Below are 12,437 nucleotides of genomic sequence, written 5' to 3' on the forward strand. Positions count from 1 at the left end.
GCGATCGGACAAATCATCAAACTGCAAGGCGGACCGGTGCATCAAGTCGTTTCTCCAATTCCTGATAGATCAGCGTGCGCAACGTCGCGCGAACGGGCCAAGGTCGGCGCGCCACCGCATCCGCGCGCAACGAAGCGAGCGCGATATTATCGAAAGCGCCCAACAGATCGCCTGGGCGCTGCAGCGCCCAATCCTGGCGCTGCGCGAGAACATCGGACACCGCACCGATCGTATCAGACCAAAGTTCGTCACGATTGCTCCCGGTCTGCCGGATGCACCGCAAAACGAAGACCAAATGGCCATCGCCATAGCGGCCACGGATTTCCTGCATCGTACCGCGTGCGTGGCTCTGCGCCGGTGCGCGGCGCCGATGGACAGGAACCAGCTTGATGCCGAGCCCATCAAGAAGAAGATCTAGCCTGCCTTTGCTCATAGCCGTTCGACTCCTTTTGTTGGTGAATTTGACGCCTCTTTCATCCCAGCACAGCTCAGGCGGTACGGCCGGCTGCGCCGGCAGCCGCGGCGAACTTGGGTTTGAAGAAGGCCTCCGCCTTTGAAATCGCCTCAACTCGCGCGCCATCGCGCAGCATCGGTGTATTGAGATAGGCAATCATCGCCTCACCGGCTGCAGCCTTCGCAGCATCCTGTGTCGCAAAGACGATCGGTTCGCCCCTGCCGTCTTTAAGGATCTCGTTTGTCGCTCGGTGCGCCTTGCGGATCCAGCCGAGATGGCCACCCGCGACGGCTTCGGTTCCGATTTGAAATTCGTTCATAGCAACCTCCCCCGGCCTACCTGCCAGGTCTATGTGTAGAGTTTCCGATTGGGTTTTAGCTTTTCGATGCGCTACGGCTTGCGGAGCTTTAGCCGTCTGATGGGCCTCTCCGGGCAGAAGCCGGATCTTCTACGATCCGAAAATGGAATTGATCGCCCTCTGGAGCGCCGGAGTCTTCATCCTCAAGGGATGGAACTGGCGACCTCCAAATGAGCCGCTTTGTCGCCACCGATACGGTGACGAAAAACAACGCCGCGCCGATGCAAGCGAGAAAACCCTGAAGCATTTCGATCATGGCAGCATCTCCTCGTCGGCGGTCTCTGCGATGGATTTGGCCTCCGCCATTTCCGCAGGCTCGACGGCTGCGTCACAATCTTCGCAATGCAGTTCGATGATCTCCGCAATCGACAGGATTCGGAGACAGCCAGGGCACCCCCAGAAGCGATCGAAATATCCAGCCTGGGGCACTGCCCTCCTAATCACGCTGCCTTTGATCATGCCTTCACCTCTTAGAACATTCCCTGCTGCATGCAGCACCAACCCGCTCACTCGCCAAGTTGCGCTTTGCACCGCAGGCATCTTGATAAACACAAATTATGTTGATAATAATGTTGTTGTCAACATGATTTATGTCAAAAATTTTGCGAGGGTCGGAAGATGCAGAAATCCATGGGCGAACGACTGAGAGCGGCGCGCGAAGCCGCAAATTATCCATCAGCAACGAAGGCAGCGGAAGCGCTGGGCGTGAGCCTGTCCACCTATCGCGCGCATGAAAACGGTCAGAACGAGTTCAGCGCCGAGGTTGCCAATCGCTACGCGAAAAAATTCGGCACGACGGCCGCCTATCTGCTGACTGGCGAAGGCTCGCGCAAAGCCGCACGCCCGGCGCCGAACATCGTCATGTCATTCGACCCCGACGAGCAGGATCAGGACGGATTTGCCGAGAGCGGCAACGAACTCAGCTATAGCCGCGAGCATTGGAAGCCGCAGATCGAAGGCGCAACGCCGGAGGTGGACGTCAAACTCGGCGCCGGCAGCGGCATCGTCGGCGAAGTCATCAATCTCCCAGTCGGCTCCGGCAATGTCGCCGGGCATAAAATCGTCGCGGAATGGCTGATCCCCACCGGCTATCTGCGGAACGAGGCAAAAGCCTCGCCGAGCCATACGATCATCATGGAAGTGATCGGCGACTCCATGCAGCCAACCTATATGCCGGGCGATCGCGTCATCGTCGATCTCTCACAGAACCAGATGACCACCGATACTGTCTACGCCATCAGCGACGGCTACACGGAACCGCAGATCAAACGCCTGCAGCGCGTTCCCTTCACGCAACCGGGCCAGGTCAAGATCATCTCCGACAATCCGGCCCTGGAAACATTCACCGTTGAGCTGGATCGGCTGACGATCATTGGCCGCATCTGCGGCCATATCGCCCGGAAATAAAAGATCTGCACAGGCACAAAACATCTTCGATACCCCATTGACACGGATAAACATAAATAATGTTGACATATATCGTGTCGAATGGCAGCCTTGCCTTGAGAAGCAGTTGACCCTGAATGGAATGAGCCCGAGCAGGCCGCAAATCCTGCACGAAGCCCGCGAAACCGGACAGGCGACGGATCCAAGGAATATCGAGGGAGTGGCCGTTGATGCCAGGAAAGCCGAATACCATTGCCGACACACCATCGGGCGCTTTGAAGGCGGCTGCTGTCGCCGTGACATCCGCACCATCAGCCGAGATTGCCGATATGGGAGAATGACGATGCACGTTCCGGCCTTCTCCTGCGAGTATTCATTCGATGAGCTCAGCATCCGCCTGTTCGATCGATGGGAAACGGGATTGCTGTTATACGGACATGCGGAATTGACATCGGCTGGAGCCGGTTACGAAGATGAATTTTACGTATCGGCGGTCCGGCTTGACGGTGGAGCGCGACTGGCACGGCCGAATTCATCGGGTAGCGCAGACAGCTTCGAGTTGGAATTATTTCGGCGGATAGCTGCCGTCATCGAAGATGAGAGGACACAGGCAGGACGTTACGCCGCCGAGCTCTTTGCCAATGAGCTGGAGCAGTCCAGGGAAGCCGATAGTGATCAAACTCACAGGATCGAACGCGAGAGAGACCTGATATTGCTTGCGTGATATGCTGAAATCCACAACGAACGAATGCCGGCGTCAAATGGAGGCCACCGATACCATGAACGCTCTCTCGCATGAGTTTGAAGTGATTCGCAGCCTCGAGGAGAAGCTGCATCTTCCGGAAATCCGCCAGTCGCCGACAGCCGTGGCAGAACTCCTCGCGGAAGGCTTCGTGGAATTTGGGAGTTCTGGAACCGTATATGCTGACAGAGACGAGCTTGTCGCACACTTGGCGGCAGAAAAGACGGAAAGGCCCTCTCCTCCCATCATTTCCCGCGACTATACCTTTCGGCCGATCTCGGCAGATGCCGTCCTCGTCACATATAGAAGCATCCGGCGGGCCAACGAGAATGGTCCGGAGTGGCACACTCTACGGAGCTCCATCTGGCAGCGCATCGACGGGCGGTGGCAAATGATCTTTCATCAAGGAACGCTCACTGCTCCACAAGGCTGAATCCACGACAACGCGGCAAGACACTTGGCGCCATGCATTCCATGCGACCGGACAAATGCGTGTGAAATTTCCGCCGGGAATGCGTAGAGAAGCAAGAGGATGGGGCATTTTAGCGATCTGAAGAAAAGCGGAAACTCTAGCGCACTCCCGACGCAACATCGCCGGCTTTACCATCCGTCAGTACCAGATTATCCGCCATCCGTATGAGATCCGCGACGGAATCGGCGCGCATCTTGCGCATGACCTGGCCCCGATGGACTTTCACGGTGATCTCGCTGAGGCTGATCTCGGCGGCGATCTGCTTATTCAGAAGGCCTCGCGCGACGAGCGTCATCACCTCGCGTTCGCGGGTCGTGAGTGTTGAAAAGCGCTCGTATAGATCGGCTGACGCCGCCTGCTTTCGAAGCTGAACACGATCGATCTCGAGAGCCTGCCTGATGGCATCGAGAAGATCCTGCTCTCGGAACGGTTTGAGAAGAAACTCCACCGCACCCGCCTTCATCGCCCTGACGGACATCGGCACGTCGCCGTGTCCGGTGAGAAAAATGATCGGGATCGGATAACCCATTCTTACGAGCTCGCCCTGAAAATCCAGGCCACTCGCATCCGGCATTCTGACATCGAGCACGATGCAAGCTGGCCCCTCCGACCGCGAAGACGCCAGGAAATCCCGCGGCGATGCAAAGCCACGCGTTTCATAGCCTACGGAGCGCAAGAGGCTGTCCAGCCCGTCACGCACGGATGGATCGTCGTCGATCACGTAAACGGTCAGTCGCTGCCCCTGCATGTCCTAGCCTCTTGTTTTTCCCTCGAGCGGCAAGGTGAAACCGAATACGGCTCCATGTGGAAAATTCGGTGCCGCATAAAGGGTACCACCATGCGCCTCGATGATCGACCGGCTAATGGCAAGCCCCATACCCATGCCATTTGGCTTCGTCGTATAAAAAGCTTCGAATATCCTCTCGAGCCTCTCGGGTGGCATGCCACTACCGGTATCACGCACGCTGACGGTCACTTTCCGTTCGTCCGCAGCGGCGCTGACAAGCAGCTCGCGTGCTTCTGCCTCGACCTCCACCAAAGCCTCGATCGCATTCATGACGAGATTAAGGATCACCTGCTGGAGCTGGACGCGATCGCCGGCCATAAGCGGCAAATCGCCCGCCAACTCGGTGCGCAAGAGTATCTGATTCCGGCGGATTTCGCTGCGAACGAGTTCCAGCACGTCGTTGATTGCCTCGACCAGATCGATCATGTCGCGCGAAGGCGAGGATCGCGCCACCAGCCCGCGAACGCGGCCGATGACATCGCCGGCCCGACTCGCATCCGCCACGATCCGCTCGATAGCACGGCGGGCCTCGCTCTGGTCGGCTGGCGTTGCAGAAAGCCATCGAAGCGCGGCATTGCCATTTGCAGCGATTGCAGTGATCGGCTGGCTGACCTCGTGGGCTATGGAAGTACCCAGCTCGCCGACAATCATGAGACGCGACATGCGCGCGAGCTCCGACTGCGCCTGTCTCGCCCTGGCATCGAGCATTTCGATCCTGATTGCCAAATAAGTAGTTGCGCCGATCGCTACCAGGCTGAGGATGCCGTTGATCAGACCTGCTTGCGAAGCGCCATGGCGCGTCAGGAAATAGCTGATGATCGTCAGTGCGGCACATACAATACCGACCATCGCGATAGCCCCGGTCCGCCCGGAGTAGACCGCCAGCAAGATGACGGAGACATACAAAACGGCAAAGGCGATCTCCAAATCGGTGATCGTATCGCCGATAAAAATGAGACCGGCAAGAACCGTGATGCCGAGCCAAAGCAAAGGCATCTCGAAGAGGTATTTCAGAAACTCGCGCCTCATCCCCTGCACTCCAACATCAGCGCTCTCGCGGCATTGCATGTGGAGGTGGAAAATTGCCTGACCTGTAGCTCCAAGACAACTGCGGCGCTCGCTGATATGGCTTTCATACAGCATCGATTTCACTCGATGAGAGTTTCGGCACGCCGGCGCGCCGCTGTCACCAGCGGTTCAAGGCTCGGTCGCCCGACGATCTGCTCCAGTGCCGCGTCATCGGGCTGCTCGGCAATGACGATCGCAGTAACCTGGTCAAGTGCGACGACGGTCATGATTGTCGTTTCCCACATAATGGCTGAAGAGATGTCGGCGTTGGCGGCGTCGGCCGCGCAAACGCAGATCGCCGAGATTGGCGGCCTGCCGGATTCTCATGCGCTAGACCCTGCCTTGGTGGCTTATCAAATTCGGAAACGTCGCGCGGCCAGTCGCCGCCTCAGCCGGCGGCGACGCTGTTGCATCCGTTTCGGATATGGATATCAACTCGGGTTCTCCAGCGTAAACAGATCCGCATTCTCGTCGTAAGCGAAGTATTCCGCGTAGCGAGCCCAGTTCGTGACCGCCTTGAGGGTCGTGTCGGCATAGTCTTCCGACATGTAATCCTCCAGCTCATCGCGGAACCGGCGCGCAGGCGCGCGATGGGTCGGCCGCTCATCGAGCACGCGACGGATATGCGCCGCGAGCGGCACGTAGGTCGCCAGATGCTGCTCGAAGAGCTTCTTGCGTTCGTCGACATCGCTATCGGAGAAACGCAGGCCGGGTGCAGTCAGCTTGATGTCGCCCCCTTCCAGATCGGCAAACCGCAGAAGCTGCAGCGTTTCGGCGACAGGGAACAGATCGTCGATGCCGAGATGCAGATGGGCTGCCAGCGGCGGCAGGTCGGCCTGCCCGCGATAGGGCTCGGCGGCGACCGTCTCGATGAGACCGGACATCAGATTGGTCGACACACGCGGCAACGCCATGGCAATGCCCGTACCAGGGAACAAGCCTTCGCGCGTTGGCGCACCGGTCTTTACGGTCATCCGGGCATAGATGTCTTCGACGAGCATGCGAAATGCCGGATCGAGACGATTGCGCGGCTGCGGCAGATCCACATGGATTTCGGCGATCACGCGGCCTGGATTCGATCCAAAGATCAGGATGCGGTCGCACATCAGCACCGCTTCCTCAATATTGTGGGTCACCATCAGGACGGCCTCAATCGGCATGCGGCCTTCGCACCACAGATCGAGCAGATCGGTGCGCAAAGTTTCAGCCGTCAGCACGTCGAGCGCGGAGAAGGGTTCGTCCATCAAAAGGACCTTGGGGCGAACGACGAGCGCGCGGGCAAGGCCGACACGCTGACGCATGCCGCCCGACAGCTCCTTCGGATAGGCGCTTTCGAAGCCGTCGAGACCGATCAGGTCGATGGCGGCCAGCGCACGCTTGCGCCGCTCCGCTGGTGCCACGCCCTGAGCCTCGAGGCCGACCTCGACGTTCTGCAGCACGGTCAACCACGGAAACAAGGCGAAGCTCTGGAAGACGACGGCAACGTCGGAGTTCGGCCCGACCACGGGCCTACCCTCGAAGGTGACATCGCCCTTGCTCGGGCGAATAAGGCCGGCGATAGCGCGCAGCAGCGTGGATTTACCCGAGCCGGAACGACCAAGCAGCCCGACGATTTCGTTGGGATAGAGTTGGAGATCGACGTTATCGAGCACGACGAGCGAACCGGAGGCTCCCTTGTCGTAGGTCTGGCAGACCTGCTTGGCGAAAACCAGCGGCGAATTCTTTGCAAATTCGCCCTTCTTGGAGATGACAGCGTTTTCCATGTTCATTTCTCCGATATGTGATTAATCGAGGCGCAGACGGCGTTCGGCGTAGACGTAGAGCGGCCGCCAGAGCGTTCTGTTGAAAAGAGTGACGAAAACCGACATGACGACGATGCCGAGGATGACCCGCGGAAAATCACCCGCTGCCGTCGCCTTCGCGATGTATGAGCCAAGCCCGAAGGCCTCGAGCTTCGTGTTTCCCCAGCTTGCCAGTTCGGCGACGATGCTCGCATTCCACGAACCGCCGGAAGCCGTCAGCGCTCCCGTCACGTAATAAGGGAATATTCCGGGCAGTATCGCACGCCGCCACCAGATCCAGGAACGCAATCTGTAGACGGAGGACGCTTCCCGCAGATCCGTCGGGAAAGCGCTGGCACCGGCGATCACGTTGAACAGGATGTACCATTGCGTGCCCAGCACCATCAGCGGCGATAGCCAGATGTTCGGACTCGCGCCTGTCGCAACGATGGCAACCACCGCGACGGGAAAGAGGACGTTCGCCGGAAACGCGGCCAGGAATTGGGCCAGAGGCTGCACACGCTCGGCGACTGCCGGCCGAAGACCGATCCATACTCCGATCGGAACCCAGATCACGCTGGCAACGGCAATGAGAACGGCAACTCGAATGAGCGTGACGAACCCACCGGCGAAAGCGATCCAGACATCGCCCCAGGACAGCGTTTGGCTTAGATACGATATGGCATCCCAGACGCTCCAGGCGCCGACAGCCGCGATCAGGGCGTACCACCCGAAATCAATGATCCGGCTGATGGTTTGCTGACCACCTCGTTCCCTTGCTGCCGGCCGGGACATGGGCGACAGCCTGACAAGCATCAAACGGCCCCATACGGCGGCGAACGGCGCGGTAACATATTTCAAAAGGCGCGTGCGGCGGATCAGCGAATAGACCCAGGAACGCGGCTTCTGCTGCCCAGCCGTCTGTTCGAAGCGAAACTTGTCGGCCCAAGCGACGATCGGACGGAAAAGGAGCTGGTCGTAGAGCAGGATAACGATTGCCATGGCAATCACTGCCCAGCTGACAGCTGCGAAATCCTGCTTGTCGATGGCGACTGCCAGCCAGGAACCGAGCCCGGGAAGCTGCACGGTGGTATCGCCTACGGTTATCGCCTCCGAGGCAACCACGAAAAACCAGCCGCCAGACATCGACATCATCGTATTCCAGACGAGGCCAGGCGCGGCAAAGGGAGCCTCCAGCCGCCAGAAGCGCTGCCAGCTCGACAGGCCGAAACCGCGGCTGACCTCATCGAGATCGCGCGGCACCGTCCGCAGCGACTGATAGAAGGAAAAGGCCATATTCCATGCTTGGGCGGTAAAAATCGCGAAGATCGAGGCGCATTCCGCACCAAGCTGGCTTCCTGGAAACAAGCCCAGGAAAAACGTGACGGTGAACGTCAAAAAGCCGAGCACCGGAACGGATTGCAAGATGTCGAGAGCCGGAATGATGATCTTCTCTGCGCGGCAGCTCTTGGCTGCAAGTGTTGCAGCCACGAAGGTAAAGATGAGCGAGGCGATGATAGCCGCCATCATGCGCAGGGTCGTACGCAGGGCATATTCGGGCAGATATGCCGGGTCGAGTGACAGCGGCGCCGCGGACAGGCCGGCCAGCGGTGCACGCATCTCAGCCACACCATGAAGCGCGAGATAGGTGGCGGCGGCGATGAAAGCGAAGGCGGCGAGATCGTAGCCGTTCGGCAGGATGCGCGCACCCGTCAATGCGGCAACAGCGCTGCGCTCGCGTTGATCGTTAGCAATGAAAACCATGTATAACTCCTTGAAAACAGGATGTTACCAATAAGAGCACGGCCATAGGATACCGCACACGCGGTGCCGCATGGCTTGTTTGACATATGATGGTTAGGCCGCCCGACAGCTGTCCTCCTCATCGAGGACGGCGCCGCTTTCCATCGTCCAGAAGCATTCCAATTTTCCGGTATGGGGATTGGTGTGCCAAACGGCGATCAGGCGCAGACGCTGCGAAGATACGGAACGTTCCGCCGGACGGATGCCGGCGGAAGGGGCGAAAGCGCGCGGGGCCGAAAACTTGGTTGCGAGCGTGCGTCCGCGGAAAAGAACGATGTTGTTCATGGCTCACCTCTTCGGACGCCTACCGGCCGATCCGGAGGGCGAGCCGGACAAGCTAAGCCAGGCCGACGCTCGCCCGGCGAATGCCGGTAGCGATCCAGGTTGTTGCGATGACCGTCCGGATGCGGAATAAATCCACAACCGGACAGCGACTAGGGTAGCTGTCCATTGGTTTCTTGATCTGCTGGTTTCGTGAGCCTTCGCATCATGTTGCGCAGGCAGGGCCGTCTTGTCACAACCACTGAAGGGACGCAATCAGGCGATGGTGCATCGCCATTATACCAAAGTATATGCTCATCATTTTAAGACAGAAATGGTGGGCCCGGAGGGACTCGAACCCCCAACCAAGCGGTTATGAGCCGCCGGCTCTAACCATTGAGCTACAGGCCCGGCGCGAGAAAAGGCTTCGCGATCGCAACCCCGGAGCAATGGTTCCCCGGAGCCGTCTTGGCTCTAACCCAATTTATCTTTTCCGACAAGGGACTGCCGTAATACCTTCACAATCAATCCGCAAAAGCGAATCCCGAGGGATCATCAACCAAGGAACGAACCATGCTTCTGACGAAAACCAGAGATTTTGCTCTTGCCGCTCTTGTCAGCGCCACTTTCTTCGTCCCCGCGGCTGCGGCTTTTGCCGAAGACGTCAAGCCGCGCGAAGCGGTCATCACGGTTACCGGCGAGGGACATGCATCTGTTGCGCCCGACATGGCGGTGGTGACGCTGTCGGTCGTCCAGCAGGCGAAGGCTGCCCAGGACGCGCTCAGCCAGAACAACAAGGCCATGGGCGCCGTGCTGGCAACGCTGAAGGAAAGCGGCATTGCCGAGCGTGACCTGCAGACCTCCGGTTTTTCCATCCAGCCGCAATATAGCTATCCGAACGACAAGGACGGCCATAATCAGCCCCCGGTTCTAACCGGCTATCAGGTAACGAACGGACTGACCGTTCGCGTGCGCGATCTCTCCAAGCTCGGCGGACTGCTCGACCAGGCGGTCAAGCTGGGCATCAACCAGGGCGGCGATATCCGGTTTACCAACGACAAGCCGGATACGGTGCTCGAAGAAGCACGCAAGAACGCGGTCGCCGATGCCGCCGCCAAGGCGAAGACCCTGACGGATGCCGCTGGCGTGAAGCTCGGCCGCATCGTCGCCATACACGAGGGCGGTGTTGCAGCACCGCCGCAGCCCTACATGCGCGCCATGGCCGCGTCCGCCCCAATGGATAAGGCCGTTCCCGTTGCAACCGGCGAGAACGAATACAACGCGTCGGTCAGCATCACCTACGCGATCCAGCAGTAACCAAAACAAAACCGCCCTTCGCTCAAATCCAGCCGGATCGAGCAAAGGACGGTTCCGCGGCCCCCGCCAAAAAGGCGAAAAGGTCAGAACATGAAGAACGGGCGCCTCGTGCGCCCGCATTGCTTGTCAGCGCCGCAGGAGCGGGCAACCGCGAACATTGGCGAACATCATCGTATCCGGACCGCGTCGACCGAAGCCATCGACGATGACGCGACGCGGCGTAACATCCACAACGCGTGCACGGCGCAGACCGTAGCTGCGGGCAACGTCCACGGCCTGGCGCGGATCGCAGCCGCGGCGATCGAAGCGCGGCGGCATTGGGCGATCATAATCCGGCGGTGGCGGACGATGCCTGCCCGGACCGACATAGATATCCATACCCTGCGCAGAGGCAAAATCTGCCGCACCCGACAGCGCAGTCACTGCGACGGCAACGGCAACCCCTAATTTGGCCAGCATTTGTCTCATTATATTCTCCATACAGCAAAAAAGGCTTCTCTCTCATATCAGCAGGATTTGCCGACCGATCGCCCAAGAGGTAGCGGCGCGATACTGAACGAGTTCAGAATCAGCCATTCACTCATTATTCAGGTACAATGAACGCTAAAATGAAACCAGACGACCGAGAATAGCACGACGCGAAAAATAAAGCCGCCTCCCTTTCGGAGACGGCTTCGAATCCATCGAATAGATGTGGAAAACCTGAAGAACGCGCGATCAGCGGCGGATCAGCGGGCAACCCGGCACGTTGGCGAAGACAATGCGATCGGGACCGCGGCGGCCGAAGCCCTCGACGATGACGCGGCGCGGCGTGACATTGTCGATGCGAGCGCGGCGCAGGCCCATGTCACGAGCCTTCTGAACAGCGAGACTCGGCGAGCAGGCGTGGCCGCGCCGGTGATCATAACGAGCCTGGTGGATGCCCGGATGGAAATCGTTGGCCGACGCAGTGACGGCAGTCGCAGAAATGGCGCCGAGCGCGATGAGAGCTGCAATACCTGTCTTGGCGAAAAGGTTGGTCACGGGTTTCTCCTTCAAATCCTTGCTGCGGATCGTTGCAATCCGTCGTTGGCCCATTGTCGGTCGACGCCTTTGGGATCGGGCCACGTTAGGTCAGCCAAGCTGAACCGAACACGAATTGACCGTTCAGATTGCATTCATGACGGTTAACAACTGCTCGACGTGGAAGGATCAATAGAGGTCAGGCCGATAAATGGAGCACGATGTCCCGTCTGTGCGGCCGGTCGCGATGTTCGAAGAGATAGATGCCCTGCCAGGTGCCGAGCGCCAGCCGCCCATGCATCACCGGGATGCCGATCGAGACTTGCATCAGTGCGGCCTTGATGTGCGCCGGCATATCGTCCGGACCTTCCATCGTATGGACGATCCAGCGCATCGAGGGATCGGATGACGGCGGCACGAGCCGGCTGAAGAAGGCCTTGAGATCGGTCCTTACATCGGGATCGGCATTTTCCTGAATGAGCAGGGAACAGGAGGTATGGCGCACGAAGACGGTCAGAAGCCCGTCGCCGCCGGCCGCCGCCGCGCGGACGAATTCCGCCACCTTATCGGTGAATTCGTAGAGCCCCTGACCGTGGGTGGGGAGCGTGACAACGGTTTGCGGCATGACTTTCCCCGATGTGATGATCGATCCGCATCAGGTTGGCCCGGCGGCCGGAATGTCAAGTCCGGCCGCCGGTTTGAAGCCTATAGCGAAATGGCGATATTGAAACCGCCATAGATCATGCGCTTGCCGTCGAAGGGCATGTTTTCCATATCATCCTTCAAGCGCGGATCGGCCATGACCTTCGCCAGTATCGCGTCGCGGCTCTCGCGCGACTCATAAGTGATCCACGAGAACACCACGACCTCGTCTTCCTTCGCCTGCACGGCACGCGGGAAGGAAGTGAGCTCGCCATAGGGCACATCGTCGCCTATGGCCTCGACATAGCTGAGCGCTCCATATTCCCGCCAGACCTCCCCGGCTCTGCGCGCCATTGCCTTGTAA

The 12,437-nt window shown here is 59.1% G+C and carries 17 protein-coding genes and 1 tRNA gene; 6 read left to right on the forward strand and 12 right to left on the reverse strand.

Features of this window, described 5'->3' with window-relative positions:
* Positions 1-418 (forward strand): hypothetical protein (locus Q4Q11_RS27940; protein ID WP_498571505.1); only part of this gene is annotated, 418 nt, incomplete at its 5' end.
* A gap of 70 nt (positions 419-488) precedes the next feature.
* On the opposite strand, the gene Q4Q11_RS27945 is transcribed toward Q4Q11_RS27940, so the two are convergent.
* The gene (locus tag Q4Q11_RS27945; RefSeq protein WP_498571506.1) at positions 489-773 is read right to left on the reverse strand and encodes a hypothetical protein; all 285 of its coding nucleotides are present in this window, start codon (positions 771-773) and stop codon (positions 489-491) included.
* Between the two features lie 142 nt (positions 774-915).
* Here Q4Q11_RS27945 and Q4Q11_RS27950 point away from each other — a divergent pair, with 142 nt between their 5' ends.
* The 4 genes from Q4Q11_RS27950 to Q4Q11_RS27965 are packed head-to-tail and all read left to right on the forward strand — an operon-like array spanning position 916 to position 3,373.
* A complete protein-coding gene (locus tag Q4Q11_RS27950) occupies positions 916-1,458 on the forward strand; it encodes a hypothetical protein (protein ID WP_498571507.1) in 543 nt (180 codons plus the stop codon).
* Positions 1,431-2,219 (forward strand): XRE family transcriptional regulator, encoded by a 789-nt coding sequence (locus tag Q4Q11_RS27955; RefSeq protein ID WP_498571508.1) that lies wholly within the window; start codon positions 1,431-1,433, stop codon positions 2,217-2,219. Before Q4Q11_RS27950 ends, Q4Q11_RS27955 begins: the two co-directional genes overlap by 28 nt.
* Entirely contained in the window at positions 2,185-2,922 is a 738-nt protein-coding gene (locus tag Q4Q11_RS27960) for a hypothetical protein (RefSeq protein ID WP_498571509.1), read from the forward strand. The genes Q4Q11_RS27955 and Q4Q11_RS27960 overlap by 35 nt, the downstream gene beginning before the upstream one ends.
* 1 nt (position 2,923) lies before the next feature.
* The gene (locus Q4Q11_RS27965; protein ID WP_498571516.1) at positions 2,924-3,373 is read left to right on the forward strand and encodes a nuclear transport factor 2 family protein; all 450 of its coding nucleotides are present in this window, start codon (positions 2,924-2,926) and stop codon (positions 3,371-3,373) included.
* 136 nt (positions 3,374-3,509) lie between these two features.
* On the opposite strand, the gene Q4Q11_RS27970 is transcribed toward Q4Q11_RS27965, so the two are convergent.
* The 7 genes from Q4Q11_RS27970 to Q4Q11_RS28000 form a co-directional block, all read right to left on the reverse strand.
* On the reverse strand, positions 3,510-4,160 hold the full coding sequence (locus tag Q4Q11_RS27970; protein WP_498571510.1) for a response regulator transcription factor: 651 nt from the start codon (positions 4,158-4,160) through the stop codon (positions 3,510-3,512).
* 3 nt (positions 4,161-4,163) lie between these two features.
* Positions 4,164-5,228, reverse strand: coding sequence for a sensor histidine kinase (locus tag Q4Q11_RS27975; protein WP_498571511.1), 1,065 nt, complete (start codon positions 5,226-5,228; stop codon positions 4,164-4,166).
* Between the two features lie 119 nt (positions 5,229-5,347).
* The gene (locus Q4Q11_RS27980) at positions 5,348-5,494 is read right to left on the reverse strand and encodes a hypothetical protein (protein WP_162701639.1); all 147 of its coding nucleotides are present in this window, start codon (positions 5,492-5,494) and stop codon (positions 5,348-5,350) included.
* A gap of 204 nt (positions 5,495-5,698) precedes the next feature.
* The gene (locus tag Q4Q11_RS27985) at positions 5,699-7,030 is read right to left on the reverse strand and encodes a nitrate/sulfonate/bicarbonate ABC transporter ATP-binding protein (RefSeq protein ID WP_112513203.1); all 1,332 of its coding nucleotides are present in this window, start codon (positions 7,028-7,030) and stop codon (positions 5,699-5,701) included.
* 21 nt (positions 7,031-7,051) lie between these two features.
* Complete coding sequence (locus tag Q4Q11_RS27990; RefSeq protein WP_498571512.1) at positions 7,052-8,812, reverse strand: ABC transporter permease; 1,761 nt, start codon at positions 8,810-8,812, stop codon at positions 7,052-7,054.
* Positions 8,813-8,905: 93 nt separating this feature from the next.
* Entirely contained in the window at positions 8,906-9,136 is a 231-nt protein-coding gene (locus Q4Q11_RS27995; protein ID WP_498571513.1) for a hypothetical protein, read from the reverse strand.
* 311 nt (positions 9,137-9,447) lie between these two features.
* Positions 9,448-9,523 (reverse strand) — tRNA-Ile (locus Q4Q11_RS28000).
* Between the two features lie 162 nt (positions 9,524-9,685).
* Between Q4Q11_RS28000 and Q4Q11_RS28005 the strand changes: the two genes are divergently transcribed.
* The gene (locus Q4Q11_RS28005) at positions 9,686-10,429 is read left to right on the forward strand and encodes an SIMPL domain-containing protein (RefSeq protein WP_113337601.1); all 744 of its coding nucleotides are present in this window, start codon (positions 9,686-9,688) and stop codon (positions 10,427-10,429) included.
* A gap of 126 nt (positions 10,430-10,555) precedes the next feature.
* On the opposite strand, the gene Q4Q11_RS28010 is transcribed toward Q4Q11_RS28005, so the two are convergent.
* The 4 genes from Q4Q11_RS28010 to Q4Q11_RS28025 all read right to left on the reverse strand — a co-directional run.
* Entirely contained in the window at positions 10,556-10,897 is a 342-nt protein-coding gene (locus tag Q4Q11_RS28010) for a hypothetical protein (RefSeq protein WP_112505818.1), read from the reverse strand.
* 249 nt (positions 10,898-11,146) lie between these two features.
* A complete protein-coding gene (locus Q4Q11_RS28015) occupies positions 11,147-11,452 on the reverse strand; it encodes a hypothetical protein (protein ID WP_498571514.1) in 306 nt (101 codons plus the stop codon).
* A 178-nt stretch (positions 11,453-11,630) separates the two neighbouring features.
* Positions 11,631-12,056, reverse strand: coding sequence for a secondary thiamine-phosphate synthase enzyme YjbQ (locus Q4Q11_RS28020; RefSeq protein ID WP_113222448.1), 426 nt, complete (start codon positions 12,054-12,056; stop codon positions 11,631-11,633).
* Between the two features lie 80 nt (positions 12,057-12,136).
* On the reverse strand, positions 12,137-12,437 hold a 301-nt coding region (locus Q4Q11_RS28025), incomplete at its 5' end, for a DUF1428 domain-containing protein (RefSeq protein ID WP_498571515.1).

This window comes from Rhizobium sp. UFLA01-1127 (assembly GCF_059803845.1).

Coding starts and splice junctions, on each gene's coding strand:
- Q4Q11_RS27995 (WP_498571513.1), bottom strand. CDS start 9,136: ATGAACAACATCGTTCTTTTCCGCGGACGCACGCTCGCAACCAAGTTT.
- Q4Q11_RS27965 (WP_498571516.1), top strand. CDS start 2,924: ATGCTGAAATCCACAACGAACGAATGCCGGCGTCAAATGGAGGCCACC.
- Q4Q11_RS27975 (WP_498571511.1), bottom strand. CDS start 5,228: ATGAGGCGCGAGTTTCTGAAATACCTCTTCGAGATGCCTTTGCTTTGG.
- Q4Q11_RS28010 (WP_112505818.1), bottom strand. CDS start 10,897: ATGAGACAAATGCTGGCCAAATTAGGGGTTGCCGTTGCCGTCGCAGTG.
- Q4Q11_RS27990 (WP_498571512.1), bottom strand. CDS start 8,812: ATGGTTTTCATTGCTAACGATCAACGCGAGCGCAGCGCTGTTGCCGCA.
- Q4Q11_RS27970 (WP_498571510.1), bottom strand. CDS start 4,160: ATGCAGGGGCAGCGACTGACCGTTTACGTGATCGACGACGATCCATCC.
- Q4Q11_RS28005 (WP_113337601.1), top strand. CDS start 9,686: ATGCTTCTGACGAAAACCAGAGATTTTGCTCTTGCCGCTCTTGTCAGC.
- Q4Q11_RS28020 (WP_113222448.1), bottom strand. CDS start 12,056: ATGCCGCAAACCGTTGTCACGCTCCCCACCCACGGTCAGGGGCTCTAC.
- Q4Q11_RS27985 (WP_112513203.1), bottom strand. CDS start 7,030: ATGGAAAACGCTGTCATCTCCAAGAAGGGCGAATTTGCAAAGAATTCG.
- Q4Q11_RS27955 (WP_498571508.1), top strand. CDS start 1,431: ATGCAGAAATCCATGGGCGAACGACTGAGAGCGGCGCGCGAAGCCGCA.
- Q4Q11_RS27950 (WP_498571507.1), top strand. CDS start 916: ATGGAATTGATCGCCCTCTGGAGCGCCGGAGTCTTCATCCTCAAGGGA.
- Q4Q11_RS27980 (WP_162701639.1), bottom strand. CDS start 5,494: ATGACCGTCGTCGCACTTGACCAGGTTACTGCGATCGTCATTGCCGAG.
- Q4Q11_RS27945 (WP_498571506.1), bottom strand. CDS start 773: ATGAACGAATTTCAAATCGGAACCGAAGCCGTCGCGGGTGGCCATCTC.